The organism is Methylobacterium isbiliense (assembly GCF_022179325.1).
Classification (GTDB): Bacteria; Pseudomonadota; Alphaproteobacteria; order Rhizobiales; family Beijerinckiaceae; genus Methylobacterium; species Methylobacterium isbiliense.
On record NZ_BPQQ01000031.1, the window covers coordinates 291,154 to 307,435 of the forward strand.

Annotated in this window: 18 protein-coding genes; 8 read left to right on the top strand and 10 right to left on the bottom strand. The window is 72.9% G+C overall.

Annotated elements, in window-relative coordinates:
* Positions 1-310: 310 nt before the first annotated feature.
* Together MFF61_RS14330 and MFF61_RS14335 are read left to right on the top strand one after the other, a co-directional pair.
* Positions 311-2,386: a M3 family metallopeptidase gene (locus MFF61_RS14330; RefSeq protein WP_238235734.1), complete on the top strand. Its 2,076-nt coding sequence runs from the start codon at positions 311-313 to the stop codon at positions 2,384-2,386.
* Positions 2,387-2,452: 66 nt separating this feature from the next.
* A complete protein-coding gene (locus MFF61_RS14335) occupies positions 2,453-3,289 on the top strand; it encodes a hypothetical protein (RefSeq protein WP_238235735.1) in 837 nt (278 codons plus the stop codon).
* A gap of 19 nt (positions 3,290-3,308) precedes the next feature.
* On the opposite strand, the gene MFF61_RS14340 is transcribed toward MFF61_RS14335, so the two are convergent.
* The 7 genes from MFF61_RS14340 to cpdR all read right to left on the bottom strand — a co-directional run bounded on the left by MFF61_RS14340 (position 3,309) and on the right by cpdR (position 8,136).
* The gene (locus tag MFF61_RS14340; RefSeq protein ID WP_238235736.1) at positions 3,309-3,482 is read right to left on the bottom strand and encodes a hypothetical protein; all 174 of its coding nucleotides are present in this window, start codon (positions 3,480-3,482) and stop codon (positions 3,309-3,311) included.
* Between the two features lie 241 nt (positions 3,483-3,723).
* The gene (locus tag MFF61_RS14345; RefSeq protein WP_238235737.1) at positions 3,724-4,599 is read right to left on the bottom strand and encodes an SMP-30/gluconolactonase/LRE family protein; all 876 of its coding nucleotides are present in this window, start codon (positions 4,597-4,599) and stop codon (positions 3,724-3,726) included.
* A 417-nt stretch (positions 4,600-5,016) separates the two neighbouring features.
* Complete coding sequence (locus MFF61_RS14350; RefSeq protein ID WP_238235738.1) at positions 5,017-5,916, bottom strand: NAD(P)/FAD-dependent oxidoreductase; 900 nt, start codon at positions 5,914-5,916, stop codon at positions 5,017-5,019.
* Between the two features lie 88 nt (positions 5,917-6,004).
* Positions 6,005-6,463, bottom strand: coding sequence for a DUF1178 family protein (locus tag MFF61_RS14355; protein ID WP_238235739.1), 459 nt, complete (start codon positions 6,461-6,463; stop codon positions 6,005-6,007).
* A gap of 92 nt (positions 6,464-6,555) precedes the next feature.
* The gene (locus tag MFF61_RS14360) at positions 6,556-7,395 is read right to left on the bottom strand and encodes a carbon-nitrogen hydrolase family protein (RefSeq protein WP_238235740.1); all 840 of its coding nucleotides are present in this window, start codon (positions 7,393-7,395) and stop codon (positions 6,556-6,558) included.
* 54 nt (positions 7,396-7,449) lie between these two features.
* Positions 7,450-7,707, bottom strand: a complete 258-nt coding sequence (gene grxC / locus MFF61_RS14365; RefSeq protein ID WP_238235741.1) for a glutaredoxin 3 — start codon at positions 7,705-7,707, stop codon at positions 7,450-7,452.
* 72 nt (positions 7,708-7,779) lie between these two features.
* Positions 7,780-8,136, bottom strand: coding sequence for a cell cycle two-component system response regulator CpdR (gene cpdR / locus MFF61_RS14370; RefSeq protein WP_012334928.1), 357 nt, complete (start codon positions 8,134-8,136; stop codon positions 7,780-7,782).
* Positions 8,137-8,276: 140 nt separating this feature from the next.
* On the opposite strand from cpdR, the gene MFF61_RS14375 reads away from it, so the two are divergent.
* The 3 genes from MFF61_RS14375 (at position 8,277) to MFF61_RS14385 (ending at position 11,234) form a co-directional block, all read left to right on the top strand.
* Complete coding sequence (locus MFF61_RS14375; protein ID WP_238235742.1) at positions 8,277-9,206, top strand: glycosyltransferase; 930 nt, start codon at positions 8,277-8,279, stop codon at positions 9,204-9,206.
* A gap of 114 nt (positions 9,207-9,320) precedes the next feature.
* Positions 9,321-10,214 carry an N-formylglutamate amidohydrolase gene (locus tag MFF61_RS14380; RefSeq protein WP_238235743.1) on the top strand — a complete coding sequence of 298 codons (894 nt, stop codon included), beginning with the start codon at positions 9,321-9,323 and terminating at the stop codon, positions 10,212-10,214.
* 135 nt (positions 10,215-10,349) lie between these two features.
* A complete protein-coding gene (locus MFF61_RS14385; protein ID WP_238235744.1) occupies positions 10,350-11,234 on the top strand; it encodes an HpcH/HpaI aldolase/citrate lyase family protein in 885 nt (294 codons plus the stop codon).
* A 26-nt stretch (positions 11,235-11,260) separates the two neighbouring features.
* On the opposite strand, the gene MFF61_RS14390 is transcribed toward MFF61_RS14385, so the two are convergent.
* The 3 genes from MFF61_RS14390 to purM all read right to left on the bottom strand — a co-directional run bounded on the left by MFF61_RS14390 (position 11,261) and on the right by purM (position 13,623).
* Positions 11,261-11,668 (bottom strand): hypothetical protein, encoded by a 408-nt coding sequence (locus tag MFF61_RS14390; RefSeq protein ID WP_238235745.1) that lies wholly within the window; start codon positions 11,666-11,668, stop codon positions 11,261-11,263.
* Positions 11,669-11,875: 207 nt separating this feature from the next.
* Positions 11,876-12,559 (bottom strand): phosphoribosylglycinamide formyltransferase, encoded by a 684-nt coding sequence (gene purN / locus MFF61_RS14395; protein WP_283206001.1) that lies wholly within the window; start codon positions 12,557-12,559, stop codon positions 11,876-11,878.
* On the bottom strand, positions 12,556-13,623 hold the full coding sequence (gene purM, locus MFF61_RS14400) for a phosphoribosylformylglycinamidine cyclo-ligase (protein ID WP_238235746.1): 1,068 nt from the start codon (positions 13,621-13,623) through the stop codon (positions 12,556-12,558). Before purM ends, purN begins: the two co-directional genes overlap by 4 nt.
* A gap of 177 nt (positions 13,624-13,800) precedes the next feature.
* Between purM and MFF61_RS14405 the strand changes: the two genes are divergently transcribed.
* The 3 genes from MFF61_RS14405 to MFF61_RS14415 all read left to right on the top strand — a co-directional run bounded on the left by MFF61_RS14405 (position 13,801) and on the right by MFF61_RS14415 (position 16,241).
* Positions 13,801-14,331, top strand: coding sequence for a CDP-alcohol phosphatidyltransferase family protein (locus tag MFF61_RS14405; RefSeq protein WP_238235747.1), 531 nt, complete (start codon positions 13,801-13,803; stop codon positions 14,329-14,331).
* Between the two features lie 90 nt (positions 14,332-14,421).
* Positions 14,422-15,534 carry an AI-2E family transporter gene (locus tag MFF61_RS14410; protein ID WP_373324692.1) on the top strand — a complete coding sequence of 371 codons (1,113 nt, stop codon included), beginning with the start codon at positions 14,422-14,424 and terminating at the stop codon, positions 15,532-15,534.
* A gap of 2 nt (positions 15,535-15,536) precedes the next feature.
* Entirely contained in the window at positions 15,537-16,241 is a 705-nt protein-coding gene (locus MFF61_RS14415) for a P-loop NTPase family protein (RefSeq protein WP_238235748.1), read from the top strand.
* Positions 16,242-16,282: the final 41 nt, after the last annotated feature.

The window sequence follows — 16,282 nt, forward strand, 5'->3', positions numbered from 1 at the left end:
AGACCGGCGGGCGCCAGGAGGAGCGCCGCGAGCCCGAGCATCCGAGCAACCGATCGACCGTGCATACCGCGCCCCCCGTTCGACCGACCCGCGGGCAGCGCCTCCTCTGCCGCGTGGGAGAGGCGGTTCGCTGCGCGTTGCAGGGTCATGCGGCGCCCTCCGTGTCCGGCCCGATCGGACACGAGATCGGTCGCGCAGGCCCAACGGCGGGCAAGCGCGACCGTTCCCGCCCGCAGCCGCGCCGGCTTGCGCCGGGCGCGTCCGGCCCTATCGTCGCCCGATGCCCTTCCCCTCTTCAGGATCGACCGACATGGCCGGCAGCACGACCGAGCGTCAGGACACCCGCCCCGGGGCGAACCCCTTCGCGGAGGCGAGCTGGACCACGCCGTTCGGGCTGCCGCCCTTTGAGCGGATCGCGCCGGAGCATTACGAGCCGGCCTTCGCGGAGGCGCTGACCGCGCACGAGGCCGAAATCGCCGCCATCGCGCGCGATCCGGCGGCACCGACCTTCGCCAACACGGTCGCGGCGCTGGAGCGGTCGGGCCAGGCGCTCAAGCGCGTCGGCGCGACCTTCTTCAACGTCGCGGGCAGCCACACCAACCCGGATCTTCAGGCGGTGGAGCGGGTCATGGCCCCGCGGCTCGCGCGCCACCGCAGCGCGCTCTTCCTCAACCCGGACCTGTGGGCGCGCGTCTCGGCCGTGAGCGAGGAGGGTCTCTCCGCGGAGGAACGCCGCGTGCTCGACCGCTACCGCACGCTGTTTCGGCGCGCCGGCGCCGACCTCGCGCCCGCCGACAAGGAACGCGTCGCGGCGATCAACGCGCGGCTGGCCGAACTCGGCACCCGCTTCTCCCAGAACCTGCTCGCCGACGAGAGCGCCTTCGTGCTGCCGCTGGAGGGCGAGGCGGATCTCGCCGGCCTGCCGCCCTTCCTGCGCACGGCGGCGGCGCGCGCCGCCGCGGAGCGGGGGCTCTCCGGCCACGTCATCACCCTGTCGCGCTCGCTGATCGAGCCGTTCCTTGTCTTCTCCACTCGCCGCGACCTGCGCGAGCGCGCCTACACGGCCTGGATCCGCCGCGGCGAGAACGGCGGCGAGACCGACAACCGCGCCATCATCGCCGAGACGATGCGGCTGCGTGCCGAGCGGGCGCGGCTCCTCGGCTACGAGTCCTACGCCGCGTTCAAGCTCGCCGACACGATGGCGCAGACGCCCGAGGCCGCCATGGCGCTGCTGCGCGACGTCTGGGGGCCGGCCCGCGCCCGCGCGGCGGCCGAGCGCGACCGGCTGCAGGAGATGGTCCGGCGCGAGGGCGGCAACTTCGACCTCGCCGCCTGGGATTGGCGCCACTACGCCGAGAAGCTGCGCAAGGCCGAGCACGACCTCGACGAGGGCGAGATCAAGCCGTACCTGCCGCTCGACGGCGTCATCGCGGCGAGCTTCGACACGGCGCAGCGCCTGTTCGGCCTCTCGTTCGAGGAGGTGTCGGACGTGCCCCGCTACCATCCCGACGTGCGGGCCTGGGTGGTGCGCGACAGCGACGGCTCGGAGATCGGCCTCTTCCTCGGCGATTATTTCGCCCGCGCCAGCAAGCGATCGGGCGCCTGGATGAGCGCCTTCCGCTCGCAGGAACGCCTGACGGGCGAGGTGAAGCCGATCATCGTCAACGTGATGAACTTCGCCAAGGGCGGGGAGGACGAGCCGGCGCTGCTGTCCTTCGACGATGCGCGCACGCTCTTCCACGAGTTCGGCCATGCGCTGCACGGCCTCCTGTCGGACGTCACCTACCCGCTTCTGGCCGGCACCGCGGTGGCGGGGGACTTCGTGGAACTGCCCTCGCAGCTCTACGAGCACTGGCTGGAGCAGCCGCAGGTGCTGCGGGCGCATGCCCGGCACTACCGCACGGCCGAGCCCATGCCAGAGGCGCTGCTCCAGCGGATGCTGGCCGCCCGCACCTTCAACCAGGGCTTCGCCACGGTGGAATACACGGCCTCGGCCATCGTCGACCTCGACCTGCATCTCGCGCAGCAGGAGGCGGAAGCCGGGCTCGACGTGCCGGCCTTCGAGGCCGAGGCCCTGCGGCGGATCGCGATGCCGGCCGAGATCAGCATGCGCCACCGCTCGCCGCACTTCGCCCACATCTTCTCGGGCGAGGGCTACGCGGCGGGGTACTACTCCTATCTGTGGTCGGAGGTGCTGGATGCGGACGCCTTCGACGCCTTCCGGGAGGCCGGCGACATCTTCGACCCGGCGACGGCCGGGCGGCTGCGGGAGTTCGTCTACGGAGCGGGCAACCTGCGCGATGCGCGCGAGGCCTACACGGCCTTCCGCGGGCGGCTGCCGAGCATCGAGCCGCTGCTGCGCAAGCGGGGGTTGATGGCCGCGTGAGCCGGTAACGGTTCGGTAAACAAACGTCCTTACCAAAAGCTTCCAGTGGAGTTGGGAAGCTTCGTCATGAGCGACGGCAAGGATCAGGCCGGTGCTGCCCCGGCCAAGGAAGCGGCGGCGAATCCCGAGGTGTCGGCGCCCAAGCGCCGCTTTCCCCGCCTGAAGCTGCGCCCGCCCGTGGCCGCGGCGCTCTTCGGTGGGATGTGCCTGGGTGCGTTCGGGGGTGGTGCCGGTGCCGCCCTGCTCACCAAGGGCGCGCGGACTGAGCGGCCCGCGATCACCCAGGCCGACTGGAAGAAGCTCGCCACCCGGCTCGATGCGCAGGCCGCCGAATCGGCCCGCCTCGCCACCGACCTGAAGCTCCTGCGGGACCGCGCCGGCGAGGCCGCCGAGGCCGCCGAGAAGGGCCGGGCCGAGACCACGACCCGGCTCGGCCAGATCGGCGAGCGCCTCGACAAGCTCCAGAAGCTCGGCACCGAGACCACCGCCAAGATGGCCGGGCTCGGCGAGAAGCTCGACCTCGTGGACCGCGAACAGGCCGCGCGGGTCACCGCGCTCGGCGAGCGTGTCGAGAAGACGCGCAGCGCGGCCCCTGCCCCGGTGGCCGCAGCGCCGACGCCGGCTCCGGCCCCCGTCGCCAAGGCGGCCGCGCCGGAGCCCGCCCTCACCGGCAGCCTGCCGGAGCGCCCCGTGGCGAAGCCCGCGCCGGCGACCGTGGAGAACTGGATCCTGCGCGACGTCTATGACGGGGTTGCGATGATCGAGAGCCGCAACCAGCGCCTGCTCGAGATCGGGCCGGGCGACACGATTCCGGGCGTCGGCCGCGTGGAAGCGGTCGAACGGCGCGGCAAGAGCTGGGTGGTGGTGACCAGCAAGGGCGTGATCACGCCGCACGCATGGTGAGGCCCAGGCGGTGCGGGGCTCAGGCCGCCGCGATCGGCTTGGTCGCCTTCGGCGGCACGGTCAGCCCCTCGCGCAGCCGCCGACGGCCGCGCGCCACGGCCTTGCCGCGCTCGGCCGCGCTCGGATGAAGCAGCTCGGCGAGGCGGGCCAGGGACTGAAGGTCGTCGAGGTGGCTGGCGTCGAAGTCGGGCATGGGTTCCCCCGGGCGGCTCGCCCGTGGCTGGTCGGGATACGCACACGCATACTGGATACTCGACAACGAGCGTCGGACTGAACAGTTCCGCTTCCGGGCGGGTAGCAAGAGAAAAAGTTCTACTCCCGCCGCGCAAGAAATCGAACGCTGCTTTCCGCAGTCCTAAGCCGATGTCCGCAAGTCGGATGTGCGGCAGCGCACGCGCTCACCGTGCTGCGGCGCAGCGAAGACGGTGGCAAGCTCAGAACGCCAGAACGTGAGAGGGCTGCCCGCGGATTCCGAGGTCGACCGCGAAGAGGTGGCCGGCCATCGGATCGAGCCCGGGATCGCGGTCGCGCCGCGCGGTGGTGATGGCGAGCGTGCCCAGGTCCGGTCCCATGAAGGTGCAATGCGTCACCAGCGCCGTCGGCACCGGGACGACGAGCACCGCCTCGCCGTCCGGCGTGAACCGCGTGATGCGCGAACCGCCGTAATGGCAGACCCAGAGACAGCCCTCCGCATCCACGGTCAGGCCGTCCGGCTTGCCCCAGCCGGGTTCGAACCGCACGACCGTGCGCGCGTCGCCGACGCGGCCTTGCGCCAGCGCATGGGCGCGGACCGTGCCGGCCGCCGTATCAACAGTGTAGAGCGTGCGCCCGTCCGGCGCCGCGGCGGGGCCGTTGGTCACCGGCATGGACCCGCCGAAGCAGGTGTGATCCCGGCCGTCCCAGCGGTGGAACGTGCCCGTCGGCTCCGATCCGGCCTCGTCCATGCTGCCGAAATACAGCGCCCCGTCCGGCCCGGCATGGCCGCCGTTGAGGCGGTTGCCGGGCCGGGCCGGCTCCGGCACCAGCACCGTCTCGCAATGGCCGTCGGCCACGCGCAGGCGGGCGAGGCCGGAGCGGAAGCCCGCCACAACCGTGCCGGGATCCTGCGTCAGCGCCACGAAGCCGGGCGGCTCGCCGAGCGCGAGGCGCTGCGGTTCGCCGGATCCCGGCCGGTGACGCCACAGCGCCGGATTCTCGACATCGACCCACAGGAGCGTGCCGGTGCGGTGATCCCACACGGCCTGCTCGCCGAGCGTGCAGCCGCAGGCGGCCGCCACGCGCGGCGTCTGCGGGTGGATACGGGGTGACATCGGGCTCCTCCGGCACGCACGGGCGGGCCGGTGAAACGTCCGGACGGGCGGCCGGTTCAGTCGCGCGCGATGCGGGCCGCCTGCGCCATGCGGATGAGTTCGCGGGCGGTCAGGCCGCGATGTTCCTGCGCCCGTTCGGGCGGCGGGCTGGTGATCGGCCGAGGCGCCGATTCGGGCGCGAGGCGACGCCCCTGGTCCCGAAATACGCCGATGTGCCAAGCCTTTGCCAAAGCTCTCATTGTTGCCCCCGGGCTTCGGAAAGTGACCGGAAACTACCAAAGCTTCGCCCTAGGCGACATTCTTGAAGCCTAGGCACGCTGCCCTACCCGGCCCTGCCGAGGGCGATTTTTGCGAGGCTCCTGCCTGCGGATCGCCGCCGGCGGCGTGTGCCGGCGCGGGAGTCCGAGGCGGGCCGTGTCAGCGCGTATCCTCCTGCAGCAGTTCGGTGTTGATCGCGAAGGCCGCCATCGCGCCCTCGGCAGCGGCGACGATCGCGAACTGCACGCGGCGCGAGGCGTCGCCCGCCACGTAGAGCCCCGGCACGTTCGTCTGCTCGTAGTCGCGCGTCGGCACGGTTCCTTTCGCGCTCAGATCGCAGCCGAGGCGACGCACGAGATCCGAGGGGGCACATTCAGCGGGCGCGAAGAACAGCGCCTGGCAGGGGAGGTCGCCCCCGTCGCGAAAGCGCACGCGCGCCAAGCGCCCGCCTTCGCCTTCGAGCCCTTCGAGCGGGCGCTCGTCGAGCCGGATGCCCTGGCGGGCGAGGCGGGCGCGGTCCTCTTCGGCCAAGTCATGCGCCGGACCATCGGTGCAGAGCGTGAGGTCGCGGCTCCAGGCGGTGAGTTCGAGCGCGAGGCCCTTGGCCCGGCTGCCGGGACCGTAGACGGCGATGGGCGCGTCCCGGTTCTCGTAGCCGTCGCAATAGGGACAGTGATGGACGCCGTGGCCCCAGAAGGTCTCGAAACCCGCGATGGGCGGCAAGGCGGTCGAGAGGCCGGTGGCAAGCACCAGACGGCGGGCGTGCTCCCGGCGGCCGTCCGCCAGCGTCACCGAAAAGCCGGTCTCGCCGCGTTCGGCATCCACCGCCTCCCCCACATCCACCGTCACGGTGGGATAGCGGGCGATCTCGGCACGGGCGGCGTCGCGCAGGGCCCCCGGCGGCGTGCCGTCGTGGCCGAGATAACCGTTCATGCGCGGGGTCACCGCGTTGCGTGGCCGTTCCGCATCGATGAGGAGGACGCGGCGCCGGCAGCGCCCCAGAATGAGGGCGGCGCTGAGCCCCGCCGGCCCGCCGCCCACGATGATGACGTCATGCATGGTCGCCCCCGTTGCGGCCCCTCAGGCGGGTAGACGCCGGGGCGGCCCCAAGGGTCCGGAGGAGGCGCGAGAAAAAACCCGTCCGCCGTCAGTTCCGCTCATCGGGCAGGGGCGGCAAGGGCTGCACGGCGATGCCCTCCTCCAGGAGGGCGCGGGCATCGTCGAGGCTGGCCTCGCCGTAGATCGAGCGGCTCTCGATCTCACCATAATGCATCCGCCGCGCCTCCTCGGCGAAGCGCGGGCCGACATGGTCGGAGGTGCGGGCGACGTGCTCGTGCAGGCTCTTGAGCATGGCGCGCAACTGCCGCTCCGGTTCCGACATCAGCCGGACGGGCTCGGGCGCCGCCTGCGGCGCGGCCGGCGCCGGCACGGGCGCAGCCTCGCGGCGGCCGAGCGCGGGGGCCATGATGCGCTTGGTCACCTTCGGGCTGTCGCAGTGCGGGCACGTTACGAGGCCGCGCGCGGCCTGCGCGTCGTAGGAATCGCCGGACGGGAACCAGCTCTCGAATTCGTGGCCGGCCTCGCAGGCCAGTGCATAGCGGATCATGCGCAACAATATCGGGACGGGGTGGCGGCGGCGCGAGAGGGCGGGCGCCGAAATCGTGCGGGGCGCGCCGGGTGCGGCGAACGTCCGCGGCCTCAGCCCTTCGCCGTCTCCACCGTGAAGGGACGCGCGTGGCGCAGGGCGGGGATCCGGGCGCGGGCCTCGGCCACGAGACCGAGGTCGATCTCGGCCAGGATCACGCCCGGCTCGGCCCCGCCCGCATCCGCGAGCACCCGGCCCCAGGGATCGACGATCAGCGAGTGGCCGTAGGTCTCCCGCCCGTCCTCGTGCCGGCCGCCCTGTGCGGCGGAGATCATGAAGGAGCCGGTTTCGATCGCCCGGGCGCGCTGGAGCACGTGCCAATGCGCCTCGCCGGTCTGGCGGGTGAAGGCGGCGGGCGCGGTCAGGATCTCGGCTCCGGCTTCGGCCAGCGCCCGGTAGAGGGCGGGAAAGCGCACGTCGTAGCAGATGGCGATGCCGAGCCGCGCCCAGGGCAGGTCGGCCACCACCGCGCAGGCTCCGCCCGTGTAGGTGGCCGATTCCCGCCAGCTCTCGCCGTTCGGCAGATCGACGTCGTAGAGGTGGAGCTTGTCGTAGGTGCCCGCGACATTGCCCTCGCGGTCGATCAGGAAGGCGCGGTTGGCCACCTTGTCGCCGTGGCGCACGGCGAGCGAGCCCACATGGACCACGACCTCGTGCGCGCGCGCCGCCTCGCGCAGGCCGGCGAGGGTCACGTCCTGCTCCGGCACAGTGATCTTGTCGAACAGGGCCTCGCGGCTGCGCTCCAGGAGCGAGGTCATCTCGGGAGTCTGCACGTACTGCGCACCCCGCGACGCGGCCTCCCGCACGGCGGCAACCGCCGCATCCCGATTGCGCACCGGGTCGCGGCCCGAGCGCATCTGGACGCAGGCGGCGACGAAGCGAGGTGAGGTCATGAGGCTGTTCCGGAGCGGCGGCTGCCGGACCTTAGCGCAGGAGGCGGGGCCCGGTCAGCCCTGCAGCAGCGGATCGAGCCCGCCCCGGCGGTCGAGGGCGTAGAGGTCGTCGCAGCCGCCCACATGGGTCTCGCCGACGAAGATCTGCGGCACGCTGGTGCGTCCGCCCGCGCGCTCGGTCATCTCGCGGCGCGCCCCGGCCTTGGCCTCGACGTCGATCTCCGTGAAGGCGGCCCCCTTCTCCCGCAGGAGCGACTTGGCCGCCGCGCAATAGGGGCACCAGCTCGTGGTGTAGATCGTGACGGGCTGCATCCGGCGGCTCGGCGCTCCATGAGGCTCGCCGCCGCATATAGGTGATCGGCCGCGAAACGGAACCGCGGGCCGTCAGGCCGCCATCAGCTTCTCGACCTCGTTGACGAGTTCGCGCAGGTGGAACGGCTTCGAGAGGACCTTGGCGTCCTTCGGGGCCTTGGAATCGGGGTTGAGGGCCACCGCCGCGAAGCCGGTGATGAACATGACCTTGATGTCGGGGTCGAGTTCGGTGGCGCGGCGGGCGAGTTCGATCCCGTCCATCTCCGGCATCACGATGTCGGTGAGGAGGAGTTCGAACGGCTCCTCGCGCAGCCGGTTGTAGGCCGACAGCCCGTTGTCGAACGAGGCGACGTCGTAGCCGGCGTTCTGGAGCGCCTTGGCGAGGAAGCGACGCATGTCGTTGTCGTCTTCCGCGAGGAGGATCTTCATCGAGCGGTGTCCCGGCTGTCGATTCGACGGTTTCTTTTCATAAAGCGGCGACTTGGTAAACAAGGCGTTGACGCGGGGCCGCCGCCCGGGCGATGCCCCCCGCCCGTCGCGCCCGTCCGGAGGCGCCGCGGGAGGCGGGCATGAGCGAAGGGTCGGACGTGCTGGCGGGAATCGTCGTGTACCATCCCAACGAGGCGCATCTGGCGCGGCTGGTCACGGCGGTGGCGCCCGACGTGCGCGAGGTCGCGGTCTACGCCAACTCGCCGGTCGGCGCCGCCCTCGCCGAGCGGCTTGCCCAGGCGGCGGGCGACACGCCGGTCGCGGTCCTGGACCCGCAGGGCAATCGCGGGCTGGGCGAGGCCTACAACGCGCTCGCGGCCCGGGCGGAGGCGCAGGGCGACGCGTTCCTGTTCCTGCTCGATCAGGACAGCCTGCCGGCGCCGGGCGCGGTGCCGGCGCTTGCCGGGATCTTCCGGCAGCTCGCGGCGGCCGGCGAGCGGCCCGCCCTCGTCGGGGCGCAGCCGGTCGACGCCGAGGGCGCGCCGCTTCCCGTCGCCGCCGCCCCGGCCGGGGCGGGCGCGCCGGCCCGGCGGGCGCGCTTCGCCTACTCGTCGGGCTCCCTCGTCGGCTGCGCCGCCGCGCGGGCGGTCGGTCCGTTCCGCGCCGACTTCTTCATCGATGCGATCGACGTCGAGTGGGGCCTGCGGGCGGCGGATCGCGGCCACTCGGTCTGGATCGCGCCGGGCGTGCCGATGCGTCACGACCTCGGGCGCGGCGTCATCCGGCTGCCCTTGGGCCTCACCCTGACCGACCAGCCGCCGCGGCGGCTCTACACCTTCATCCGCAACCAGCTGGCGATGCTGCGCCTCGCCCACGTGCCGCCCGCCCACAAGGCCAGGACCCTGGCGCTGATGCCGGCGCGGCTCGCCGTCTACCTCGTCCACAACCGCTTCTCCCGCGAGGTCCGCCGGGCGATCGGCCTGGGCCTCGCCGACGGGCTGCGCCACCGCCTCGGCCCGCCCGACCGCTTGCCGCCACCCTCGCCCGCCGGGCCGCCCGGCGGCCGGTGAGATCGGGTGCTGCGCCGCCCGCGCGCCAGTGGACAGGCCGGGGTGGCAGCGTCACATTGGTGGGATGCTGTCGCGCAATCGCCCCTTCTCCACCGAGCGAGCCCGGAAGGCCGCATGCTAGAGACGACGGCCCCCGAGAGCCTGTTCTCACCGCCCTTCGTCATCGACGAGCCCGCGCGGCACAGCCTGCCCTACGTCTTCAACACCGGGCATTCCGGCGCGGTCTATCCCGCCTCGTTCCTGGCCGCCTCGCGCCTCGACGCGGTGTCGCTGCGCCGCTCTGAGGACGCGTTCGTCGACCGCCTCTTCGCCCCCGTAGTGGACCTCGGCGCGCCGCTGATGCGCGCCTGCTTCCCGCGCGCCTATCTCGACGTCAACCGCGAGCCCTACGAACTCGACCCGCGGATGTTCGACGGGCGGCTGCCGGCCTTCGCCAACATCCGCTCCATGCGGGTCGCAGGCGGGCTCGGCACCGTGCCGCGCGTGGTGGCGGACGGCCAGGAGATCTACCGCGGGCGCCTGCCGGTCGCCGAGGCCACCGCCCGGATCGAGGGCCTGTACAAGCCCTATCACCGGGCGCTGCGGGGCCTCGTCACGCGCACCGCCGTCGCCTTCGGGCACGCGGTGCTGATCGACTGCCACTCGATGCCCTCGACGAGCCTCGGGCGCGACGAGGCGGCGCGGGTCGACGTGGTGCTGGGCGACCGCTTCGGCACCGCCTGCGGGCACGCCCTGATGGAGGCCGTGGAGGCGGCCCTGCGGGACCGGGGCTTCCGCGTGATCCGCAACAAGCCGTATGCGGGCGGCTTCATCACCGAGCATTACGGGGAGCCGGCGCTCGGGCGCCACGCGCTCCAGATCGAGATCAACCGCGCGCTCTACATGGACGAGCGCTCGCTCATCCCCAAGCCCGGCTTCGAGGCGCTCAGGGAGAGCCTCAGGGCGGTGTTCGCGGAGGTCGCCGGCCTTCCCCTCGATCTCGCCCCTCGCCGCATCGCCGCGGAGTAGGGGCGGCCCGGTGGCGCGCCCGGCACAATATGGTCTAGATCGACACCTGTCGCCCTGCGCCCCCGGCCGGACCGGCGTCCCCCTTCGGCGGGGCGCAGGCGAGGCCTTGCCGGATACCCGAGGACACCGACCGCCATGACCGACCTCCGCCTGCGCCGCAGCGTGCTCTACATGCCCGGCTCCAATCCGCGCGCGCTCGAGAAGGCGAAGACGCTGCCGGCGGACGCGCTGATCCTCGACCTTGAGGACGCGGTCGCGCCCGACGCCAAGGAGATCGCCCGCGACCAGGTCTGCGCCGCGGTGCGCGGGCGCGGCTACGGCGACCGGGAGCTGATCATCCGGGTCAACGCCCCGCAGACCCCCTGGGGCGAGGCCGACCTCAAGGCGGCCATCGAGGCGGGCCCCGACGCGATCCTGATGCCGAAGGTGTCGTCGCCCGCGGTGCTGGAGAACATCGCCGACCGCCTGGAGGCCCTCGACGCGCCGGCGCACATCCGGGTCTGGGCGATGATCGAGACGCCGGCCGCCATCCTCAACATCCAGTCGATCGCGGCGGCGCGGCGCAACGCCGCCACCCGTCTCAGCTGCTTCGTGCTCGGCACCAACGATCTCGCCAAGGACACCTGGACCCAGATCGTCCCCGGCCGCGCCCCGATGATGCCCTGGCTGATGACTGCGCTCGCCGCCGCCCGCGCCGAGGGGCTGGCGATCCTCGACGGCGTGTTCAACGATTTCGCGGATGTGGAGGGCCTGCGCGAGGAGTGCAGCCAGGCGCGCATCCTCGGCTTCGACGGCAAGACCCTGATCCATCCGAACCAAGTGGAGCCCGCCAATGCCGCCTTCGCCCCCACCGAGGCGGAGGTCGAGACGGCCCGCAGCGTGATCGCGGCGTTCGACCGTCCCGAGAACGCCAAGCGCGGGGCGATTCAGATCAACGGCCGGATGTTCGAGCGCCAGCACATCGGCATGGCGCGCCGCGCGGTGGCGTGGTCGGAGGCGATCGCCGCGCGCGGGCGCTGAGGCGCGCCGCCTCCCGCCGCCTCGGCTCAGCGTGCGGCCGGCTTCTTGGCTGCGTCCTGGGCCGGGATGCTGCCGGTCTGGGCCACCTTGTCGCGGGCCTGATCGAGGCGCTTGGTCACCGCGGCGAGGTCGCGCTGAGTGGCGGCGAGCTGCGCCTTCGCCTTCTCGCGGGCGGCATTGGTCTGAACCACCTCGTCGCGGGCGGCGGCGATCCTGCCTTGAACGTCGCGCAGTTCCGCCTCGGCGTCCTTGAACTGCTTCTGCCAGCTCTGGAGCGCGTCGCGCTCGCCGCGCACCTCGGCCAGTTCAGTCTTGAGGCTGCGCTGGTTCGAGGCGGTGAGGGCGAAGGAGCCCCAGCCGAACAGGGCGAGGCCGCCGAGCGCCACGGCGAGCAGGCCGGCGGGAGTGGGACGGGGAGTACGCAGGACCATCATCGAAGCCTCGTCAGGAGCTAGGAGCCGACGATGGGGGCGGGCTCCCGGGACGTCCCGCGCGATCGGTCGGAGACGTTCACCACGATGACGAAGTTTCGTTAACGCCCGCTTGCCGCGAATCAGTCCGGCCTGTCCCGGGACGCATCCGCGCGACCGGTCGGCATCCTCGGCAGACTGGGGAACCCGCAGGACGGCGCCCGCCCTGTCTCAGGCGGGCAGCGAGTGAAGCGCGCCGGCCCCGCCGGCCACGCCGGGGGCAAAAACCACCCGCCCGTCCTCCAGCCGCGCGCGGCCGGACGACACCAGGGCGACGGCGGCCGGATAGAGGCGGTGCTCCTCGGCGAGCACTCGGGCGGCGAGCGCCTCCGCATCATCTCCCGGCAGAACCGGCACCGCCGCCTGCGCGACGATCGGCCCGGCATCGAGTTCCGGCACGACGAAATGGACGGTGCAGCCGTGCAGCCGGACGCCCGCCGCCAGGGCCTGCTCGTGCGTGTGCGTGCCGCGAAACAGCGGCAGCAGCGAGGGATGGATGTTGAGCATCCGCCCCGCCCAGGCCTCCACGAAGCCCGGCGTCAGCACGCGCATGAAGCCCGCCAGCACCACGAGGTCGATGGCGTGGGCGCGCAACCGGGCGTCGAGGGCGGCGTCGAAGGCGGGCCGGTCCGGAAAGGCGCGGTGGTCCAGGGCCTCGGTGGCGAGGCCCGCCGCCGCGGCATGCGCCAGCCCCGCCGCCTCCGGGCGGTTCGAGAGCGCGAGCACGAAGCGGCCCGGGAAGCCGGGCGCGGCAGACGCCCGCAGCAGCGAGACCATGTTGGAGCCGCGCCCCGAGATCAGCACCGCGATGCGCGGCTGGTCTGCGACGCGCGGGGTGTCGGGCCGGCCCGTCACAGGCGCAGCGTGCCCGAGAAGGTCACGGGCGCCTCGCCCCGCGGGGTGATGCGGCCGATCCGCACCGGCGCCTCGCCGGCCTCCCGCAGGGCCGCCTCGACGGCGTCGGCCTCGGCGGCCGCGACCACCGCCACCATGCCGATGCCGCAGTTGAAGGTGCGCAGCATCTCGGGCGGAGCCACGTTGCCGGTGCGGGCGAGCCAGCCGAAGACCGGCGGCACCGCCACCGCGTCGAGGTCGAGGTCGATGCCGACGGCGTCGGGCAGCACGCGCGGCAGGTTGTCCGGGAAGCCGCCGCCCGTGATGTGGGCGAGGGCCTTGACGGCGCCGGGGCCGGTCGCCCGCAGGGCCGCCAGCAGCGGGCGCACGTAGATCCGCGTGGGCGTGAGCAGCGCCTCGCCCAGGCTCTGCCCGGCCGAGAAGGGCGCGGGCGCGTCGTAGCCGAGGCCGGAGGCCTGGACGATCCGGCGCACCAGCGAGTAGCCGTTCGAATGCACGCCCGAGGAGGGGAGGCCGAGCACGAGGTCGCCCGGCGCGATCCCCGACACCGGAAGCAGCGTGCCGCGCTCCGCCGCGCCGACCGCGAAGCCCGCGAGATCGTAGTCCTGGCCCTCGTAGAGCCCCGGCATCTCCGCGGTCTCGCCGCCGATGAGGGCGCAGTGCGCCTGCCGGCAGCCCTCGGCGATGCCCCGCACGATGGCCGCGCCGACCCCCGGCACCAGCTTGCCGGTCGCGTAGTAGTCGAGGAAGAACAGCGGCTCCGCGCCCTGCACGATGATGTCGTTGACGCACATCGCCACGAGGTCGATGCCGATCGTGTCGTGCCGCCCGGTCTCGATGGCGATCTTGACCTTGGTGCCGACCCCGTCGTTGGCCGCCACCAGGATCGGATCGCGGAACCCCGCCGCCTTCAGGTCGAACAGGCCGCCGAAGCCGCCGATCTCCGCATCGGCGCCAGGCCGGCGCGTCGCCCGCACCAGGGGCTTGATCGCCTCGACGAGCGCGTTGCCCGCGTCGATGTCGACCCCGGCCTCCGCATAGGTCAGTCCGCGCTCGCCCGTCATCGCCCTCGATCCCGCCTGGACCCGATCCGGGTCCCCTGTAGCGGCTTCCGCGTCCGGCCGCGAGTCGGGTGCGCCCGGCCGCCGGTCGGCAGGTCCGACCGAAGGTCGGGTACGTCCGACGGAACGTCGGACCTTCGGGGGCTTCATCGCGGGCGCGGCTTCGCTTAACCCCAGGGCATGACGCTCCCGAACCTCATCACCATCGGCCGCCTGATCCTCGTGCCCTTCGTCATCGCGATGATCGGCCAGGGGGCGTGGGGGCTCGCCTTCGCGGGGTTCGCGGTGGCGGGCCTGTCGGACGCGGTGGACGGCTGGGTGGCGCGCCGCTTCGACATGAAGAGCGAACTCGGGGCCTATCTCGACGCGCTCGCCGACAAGGCGCTCCTGGTCTCGATCTTCGTCACCCTGGCGGTGACCGGCGCGGTGCCGGGCTGGCTCGCCATCGTGGTGGTGTCGCGCGACGCGATGGTGGTCGCGGCGATCATCGTCTCCTGGCTCCTCGACCGGCGCCTCGCCATCCGCCCGCTGATGATCGGCAAGCTCAACACGGCGGCGCAGATCGTGTTCGCGGGCGGCATCCTGGGCCTGCGCGCCTTCGGCATCGAGGCCGGCGCGGCCGAGGCGGTGGCGGAGGTGCTGGTCGCCGCGCTCGCCGCCGGCTCGGCCGCGGTCTACGGGGTGATCTGGCTGCGCCACATGGCAGGCTGACCGCGGGGCGGCGCTCGCTTGACCCGGGCGAGCCCGCCTCCCTATCTCGACCCGGACGGCGCGGAGTGCGACCGGGCGGAGGAATGAGTGATGCCGATCCAGCGCCGGGCCGCCGTCGCGCTGGCCGCCCTCGCGGTCGTGGTCTTCCTGCTCTACCTGCTGCGCGACGTGCTGGTGCCGTTCGTGGCCGGCGCGGCGCTCGCCTACCTGCTCGATCCGGTGGCCGACCGGCTGGAGCGGCTCGGCATCGGCCGGCTCGCCGCCACGCTCATCATCCTGGCGGTATTCGTCCTGGGCCTGCTGCTGATGCTGATCATCGCGGTGCCGCTCGCCGCCCGCCAGATCGGCGCGCTCGCCGCCTCGATGCCCGCCACCGTCTCGCGCATCCAGGCGATCATCGCCGACCATGCCGGCCACCTGCTCGAACAGGTCGGCGGCAGCGGGACGCTGCAAGACCTGCAATCCTCGGTCGGGCGCCTCGTGGGCGCCGCCGGCACGTGGATCGTCAACGTGCTGGGCTCGCTCTGGACCGGCAGCCAGGCGATCGTCGGCATCCTGTCGCTGCTCGTCGTCACGCCGGTGGTGGCCTTCTACCTCCTGGTCGACTGGGACCGGATGATCGCCGTGGTGGACAGCTGGGTACCGCCCCGGAACCGCCAGACCGTGCGCACCCTCGCGCACGAGATCGATCAGGCCATCACCGCCTTCATCCGCGGCCAGAGCCTCGTCTGCCTCATCCTCGGCACCTTCTACGCGGTCGGCCTGTGGCTGATCGGCCTGAATTTCGGGGTGCTGATCGGGATGATCGCCGGCTTCCTGACGTTCATCCCGTATGTGGGCTCGCTCACCGGCTTCCTGCTCTCGATCGGGGTGGCGATCGTCCAGTTCTGGCCGGACTGGACGTGGATCCTCGCCACGCTCGGCGTGTTCCTGGCCGGGCAGTTCCTGGAGGGCAACGTCATCCAGCCCAAGCTCGTGGGGGACGCGGTGCGCCTGCATCCGGTCTGGCTGATGTTCGCGCTGCTCGCCTTCGGCTCGCTGTTCGGCTTCCTCGGCCTGCTCCTGGCGGTGCCGATCGCGGCGGCGCTCGGCGTCATCGCCCGCTTCGCCGTGCGCCGCTACCTGGAGAGCGCCCTCTACCGCGCCGACGCGCCGCCCCTGGCTCCGCCGCCCGTGGCGGAGATCGAGCAGCGCCGGGCCTAGCGATGCCGGAGACGCCCCGCCAGCTCGCCCTCGACCTGCCGGTCGATCCCCGCTTCGGCGCCGAGGACTTCCTCGTCGGACCGGGCAACGAGGAGGCCTATGCGGCGATCGAGGCATGGCCCGACTGGCCCGACCCGGTGCTCGTGCTCACCGGCCCGCCGGGCAGCGGCAAGAGCCATCTCGCGGCGATCTGGGCGGCCCGCGCGGGGGCCGCGACCCTGCCGGCCTGTGCGGTCACGCCCGCGGTGATCCCGGCGCTCGCCGGACAGGCCGCCCTGGTGATCGAGGATGCGGACAGGCCGGCGGGGCGCGACGAGGCGGCGCTGTTCCACCTCCTCAACCTCGCGCGCGAGCGCGGACTCAGCCTCGTCGTCACCGGTTCGGGGCCGGTCGAGGGCTGGGGCATCGGCACGGCGGATCTGCGCTCGCGCCTGCGGCTCGCCCCCGGCGCGGCCATCGCCCCGCCGGACGAGTCCCTGCTGCGGGCGGTCCTCGTCAAGCTGTTCGTCGATCGCCAGATCGTGGTCGACACCAGCGTCATCGACGCGCTGGCCCTGCGCCTCGACCGCTCGCTCGGGCGCGCCCGCGACGTGGTGGCGATCCTCGACCGCGAGGGCCTGAGCCGCGGCCGCCGCATCACCCGCCCGCTCGCCCTCGCGACCCTGGCGGCGCTGGAGCGGGAGGGAGAGGAGGCGGGCCCGGAATGAGACGTCCTCGCCACCCCTTCATGCAAATGTCAAACTGACCT

What these genes read in the sequence shown, in the direction of transcription:
- MFF61_RS14340 (WP_238235736.1), bottom strand. Translation starts at nt 3,482, where the DNA reads ATGCCCGACTTCGACGCCAGCCACCTCGACGACCTTCAGTCCCTGGCC.
- MFF61_RS14350 (WP_238235738.1), bottom strand. Translation starts at nt 5,916, where the DNA reads ATGCATGACGTCATCATCGTGGGCGGCGGGCCGGCGGGGCTCAGCGCC.
- MFF61_RS14390 (WP_238235745.1), bottom strand. Translation starts at nt 11,668, where the DNA reads ATGATGGTCCTGCGTACTCCCCGTCCCACTCCCGCCGGCCTGCTCGCC.
- MFF61_RS14385 (WP_238235744.1), top strand. Translation starts at nt 10,350, where the DNA reads ATGACCGACCTCCGCCTGCGCCGCAGCGTGCTCTACATGCCCGGCTCC.
- MFF61_RS14335 (WP_238235735.1), top strand. Translation starts at nt 2,453, where the DNA reads ATGAGCGACGGCAAGGATCAGGCCGGTGCTGCCCCGGCCAAGGAAGCG.
- MFF61_RS14330 (WP_238235734.1), top strand. Translation starts at nt 311, where the DNA reads ATGGCCGGCAGCACGACCGAGCGTCAGGACACCCGCCCCGGGGCGAAC.
- MFF61_RS14380 (WP_238235743.1), top strand. Translation starts at nt 9,321, where the DNA reads ATGCTAGAGACGACGGCCCCCGAGAGCCTGTTCTCACCGCCCTTCGTC.
- purM (WP_238235746.1), bottom strand. Translation starts at nt 13,623, where the DNA reads ATGACGGGCGAGCGCGGACTGACCTATGCGGAGGCCGGGGTCGACATC.
- MFF61_RS14345 (WP_238235737.1), bottom strand. Translation starts at nt 4,599, where the DNA reads ATGTCACCCCGTATCCACCCGCAGACGCCGCGCGTGGCGGCCGCCTGC.
- MFF61_RS14405 (WP_238235747.1), top strand. Translation starts at nt 13,801, where the DNA reads ATGACGCTCCCGAACCTCATCACCATCGGCCGCCTGATCCTCGTGCCC.
- MFF61_RS14410 (WP_373324692.1), top strand. Translation starts at nt 14,422, where the DNA reads ATGCCGATCCAGCGCCGGGCCGCCGTCGCGCTGGCCGCCCTCGCGGTC.
- MFF61_RS14355 (WP_238235739.1), bottom strand. Translation starts at nt 6,463, where the DNA reads ATGATCCGCTATGCACTGGCCTGCGAGGCCGGCCACGAATTCGAGAGC.
- MFF61_RS14360 (WP_238235740.1), bottom strand. Translation starts at nt 7,395, where the DNA reads ATGACCTCACCTCGCTTCGTCGCCGCCTGCGTCCAGATGCGCTCGGGC.
- MFF61_RS14375 (WP_238235742.1), top strand. Translation starts at nt 8,277, where the DNA reads ATGAGCGAAGGGTCGGACGTGCTGGCGGGAATCGTCGTGTACCATCCC.
- cpdR (WP_012334928.1), bottom strand. Translation starts at nt 8,136, where the DNA reads ATGAAGATCCTCCTCGCGGAAGACGACAACGACATGCGTCGCTTCCTC.
- MFF61_RS14415 (WP_238235748.1), top strand. Translation starts at nt 15,537, where the DNA reads ATGCCGGAGACGCCCCGCCAGCTCGCCCTCGACCTGCCGGTCGATCCC.
- grxC (WP_238235741.1), bottom strand. Translation starts at nt 7,707, where the DNA reads ATGCAGCCCGTCACGATCTACACCACGAGCTGGTGCCCCTATTGCGCG.